The sequence below is a fragment of the uncultured Arenimonas sp. genome (assembly GCF_963976025.1).
Lineage (GTDB): Bacteria > Pseudomonadota > Gammaproteobacteria > Xanthomonadales > Xanthomonadaceae > Arenimonas.
Genome location: NZ_CAXBJS010000241.1, coordinates 1 through 3,139 on the forward strand (window position 1 = coordinate 1; position 3,139 = coordinate 3,139).

General features: G+C 71.1%; 4 protein-coding genes. 3 read left to right on the top strand and 1 reads right to left on the bottom strand.

Going from position 1 to position 3,139, the window contains the following annotated elements:
• The 3 genes from aroB to hemE form a co-directional block, all read left to right on the top strand.
• Positions 1 to 890: 3-dehydroquinate synthase (gene aroB, locus AACZ35_RS13450; RefSeq protein WP_339830144.1), on the top strand; the 890-nt coding region annotated here is incomplete at its 5' end.
• A 31-nt stretch (positions 891 to 921) separates the two neighbouring features.
• Positions 922 to 1,176, top strand: a complete 255-nt coding sequence (locus AACZ35_RS13455; RefSeq protein ID WP_339830146.1) for a WGR domain-containing protein — start codon at positions 922 to 924, stop codon at positions 1,174 to 1,176.
• A gap of 25 nt (positions 1,177 to 1,201) precedes the next feature.
• On the top strand, positions 1,202 to 2,284 hold the full coding sequence (gene hemE / locus AACZ35_RS13460; protein WP_339830148.1) for a uroporphyrinogen decarboxylase: 1,083 nt from the start codon (positions 1,202 to 1,204) through the stop codon (positions 2,282 to 2,284).
• On the opposite strand, the gene AACZ35_RS13465 is transcribed toward hemE, so the two are convergent.
• A partial coding sequence (locus tag AACZ35_RS13465) for an ATP-binding protein (RefSeq protein ID WP_339830150.1) occupies positions 2,281 to 3,139 on the bottom strand: 859 nt, incomplete at its 5' end. The genes hemE and AACZ35_RS13465 overlap by 4 nt on opposite strands.

Here is a 3,139-nt window from a genome sequence, read left to right on the forward strand (position 1 = left end):
AGGTGCAGACCTGCGTGCTGCCGCCCGGCGAACAGGAAAAGACCCTGGCCCGCTTCGCCGAAATAACCGACGTGCTTGCCGACATGGGCGCCAGCCGCGACACCACGGTGCTGGCCCTGGGCGGCGGCGTGGTCGGCGACCTGGCCGGCTTCGCCGCCGCCTGCTGGATGCGCGGCGTGCGTTTCGTGCAGCTGCCGACCACGCTGCTGGCGATGGTCGACAGCGCCGTCGGCGGCAAGACCGCGGTGGACCTGCCGCAGGGCAAGAACCTGGTCGGCGCCTTCCACCAGCCTTCGGCCGTGCTGGCCGACGTCGCCACGCTCGACACCCTGCCCGAACGCGAACTGCGCGCCGGCCTGGCCGAGGTCGTGAAATACGGCGCGCTGGGCGATGCCGGCTTCTTCGCCTGGCTCGAAGACCAGGCCGAGGCCCTGCTGGCGCGCGACCCGGCGGCGCTTGCCGAAGCCATCGCCCGTTGCTGCGCCCACAAGGCGGCGATCGTCGCCCGCGATGAAACCGAACAGGGCGAGCGCATGCTGCTCAACCTGGGCCATACCTTCGGCCATGCGATTGAAACCGAACAAGGTTACGGCGGCCTGTTGCACGGCGAAGCCGTAGCCGTGGGCATGGTGCTGGCGGCACGCCTGTCGGCCGAGCTGGGCCGGGCGCCCTGGCCCGACGCGGCGCGCCTGGCAGCCCTGCTTGAACGCCTGGGCCTGCCGGTGGCGATTCCGGCGGGCCTGGCCCCGGGTGCCCTGCTGGCCCGCATGCGCCTGGACAAGAAGGCGGTTTCGGGCGCGCTGCGGCTGGTGCTGTGGCGGGGCATCGGCCAGGCCGAGGTGGTGGACGGCGTCGCCGACGAGGCCATCCTGTCGGTGCTGGACGCCTAGGCGGCCCTCCCACGGCTACAATGGCGGTCTTATGCGCCTGTTGCTACAGCAAAAACCCAACGCCGGCGAAGCGCCCAAGTTCGTGCAGCTGACCCTGCAGCAGGACTTGCTGGGCGGCTGGACCCTGCTGCGCGAAGCCGGCCAGATTGGCGGCAAGACGCAGCTTCGCCGCGAACAGTTCCTGGAACGTGATGCCGCCGTGGCGGCCTTTGAAAAGGCCCGCGACACGCAGGTGCGCAAGGGCTTCCAGGTGATGTTTGCCCAAGGCGCGCAAGCGCCCCGGTAATAACGTGCGCGCAAGCGCCCCGCTGATGGATGAGCCCGTGAGCCTTAAAAACGACCGTTTCCTGCGCGCACTGCGATGCGAACCCGTGGACTGCACGCCGGTGTGGCTGATGCGCCAGGCCGGGCGCTACTTGCCCGAGTACCGCGCCACCCGCCAGCAGGCCGGCAGCTTCATGGGCCTGGCCACCAACCCCGAACTGGCCTGCGAAGTCACCCTGCAGCCGCTGCGGCGTTATGCGCTGGACGCGGCGATCCTGTTCTCGGACATCCTTACGGTGCCCGACGCCATGGGCCTGGGCCTGTATTTCGTCGAAGGCGAAGGCCCGAAGTTCAAGGACCCGGTGCGCAGCGAAGCCGACATCGCCCGCCTGGCCGTGCCCGACATGGGCAGCGAGCTGCGCTACGTGATGGACGCGGTGGCGCTTATCCGCCGCGAACTGGACGGCTCGGTCCCGCTGATCGGTTTTTCCGGCAGCCCCTGGACCCTGGCCTGCTACATGGTCGAAGGCGGCGGCAGCAAGGACTTCGCGCGCATCAAGTCGCTGGCGCTCAACAACCCGGCGGCGCTGCACCGGCTGCTGGAAGTGACCACCGATGCGGTCATCGCCTACCTGGCGGCACAGCACGCGGCCGGTGCCCAGGCCCTGCAGGTGTTCGACACCTGGGGCGGCGTGATGGCGCCGCACCTTTACCGCGAGTTTTCGCTGCGTTACCTGCAGCGCATCGCCGCCGAGCTGCCGCGCGGCAAAGGCAAGGAACGCGCGCCGCTCATCCTGTTCGGCAAGGGCAACGCGCCCTACCTGGAAGAACTGGCGGCCAGCGGCACCGAAGGCCTGGGCGTGGACTGGACCGTCAGCCTGGGCGAAGCCCGCCGGCGCATCGGCAACAAGGTGGCGCTGCAGGGCAACCTGGACCCGGCCACGCTTTACGCGTCGCCGGAAGTGATCCGCGCCGAAGCCGCACGCGCCCTGGACGATTACGCCGCCGCCAACGGCGGTTCGCGCGAGGGCCACGTGTTCAACCTGGGCCACGGCATGTCGCCGGACATGGACCCCGAACACGTGCGCGTGCTGGTGGACGCCGTGCACCAGCACAGCCGCCGCGGCTAAAGCACCGGCGACGGCGACGGCGCCGGCACCGCCGCCAGCGCCTCGGCCAGCATCGCGCCGGTCACCGGCTTGCGCAGGAAACCGTCCATGCCCGCGGCCAGCGCCTGGCGTTCGGCGTCGCCGTCGGCGCGCGCGGTCAGTGCCAGCAGCGGCAGTTTTTCGCCGCGCGAACGCAGCAGCCTGGCCAGCTGGAAACCATCGAGCCCCGGCAGGTCCAGGTCCAGCAACGCCAGGTCGAAACGCCCCGCCGCCAGCGCGGCCATGGCCGCCAGGCCATGCGCGGCGTGTTCCACCGCATGGCCCTGCTGGCGCAGCAGGTCCTGCACCACCGTCGCCACCACCGGGTCGTCTTCGACCAGCAGCACCCGCCGCCCGGGCACCACCAGCACCGGCGTCGCCTCCACCGCCGGCGGCGCCGACGACGACGCCGGCAGCGGCAGTTCGACGCGGAAGCTGGCGCCGCGGCCCGGCTCGCTGCGCACCGATATCGAACCGCCCATCGCCGCGGCCAGTTCCTGGCTGATCGCCAGGCCCAGGCCACTGCCGCCGTAGCGGCTGCCGCTGGTGGCGCCCTTGCCCTGTTCGAAGCGCCGGAACAGCCGCGCTTGCTGGTCGGCCGCCAGCCCCGGCCCGGTGTCGCGCACGTGGATGACGATGCCCACCGGCTCGCGCCGGCCGCAGTGGATGACCAGCTCGCCGCGCTCGCAGAACTTGATGGCGTTGCTGGCCAGGTTGAGCAGGATCTGGCGCACGCGGGTGGCGTCGCCACGCAGGCCGGCCGGCACGTCGACGTCGCAGTGCAGGTGGAAGGCCAGGCCCTTGGCTTCGGCCAGCGGCCGCAGCAGCGTGGCCAGT

Bases quoted from the DNA above. Each gene is read 5' to 3' on its own strand.
- hemE (WP_339830148.1), top strand. From the start codon at position 1,202: ATGGATGAGCCCGTGAGCCTTAAAAACGACCGTTTCCTGCGCGCACTG.
- AACZ35_RS13455 (WP_339830146.1), top strand. From the start codon at position 922: ATGCGCCTGTTGCTACAGCAAAAACCCAACGCCGGCGAAGCGCCCAAG.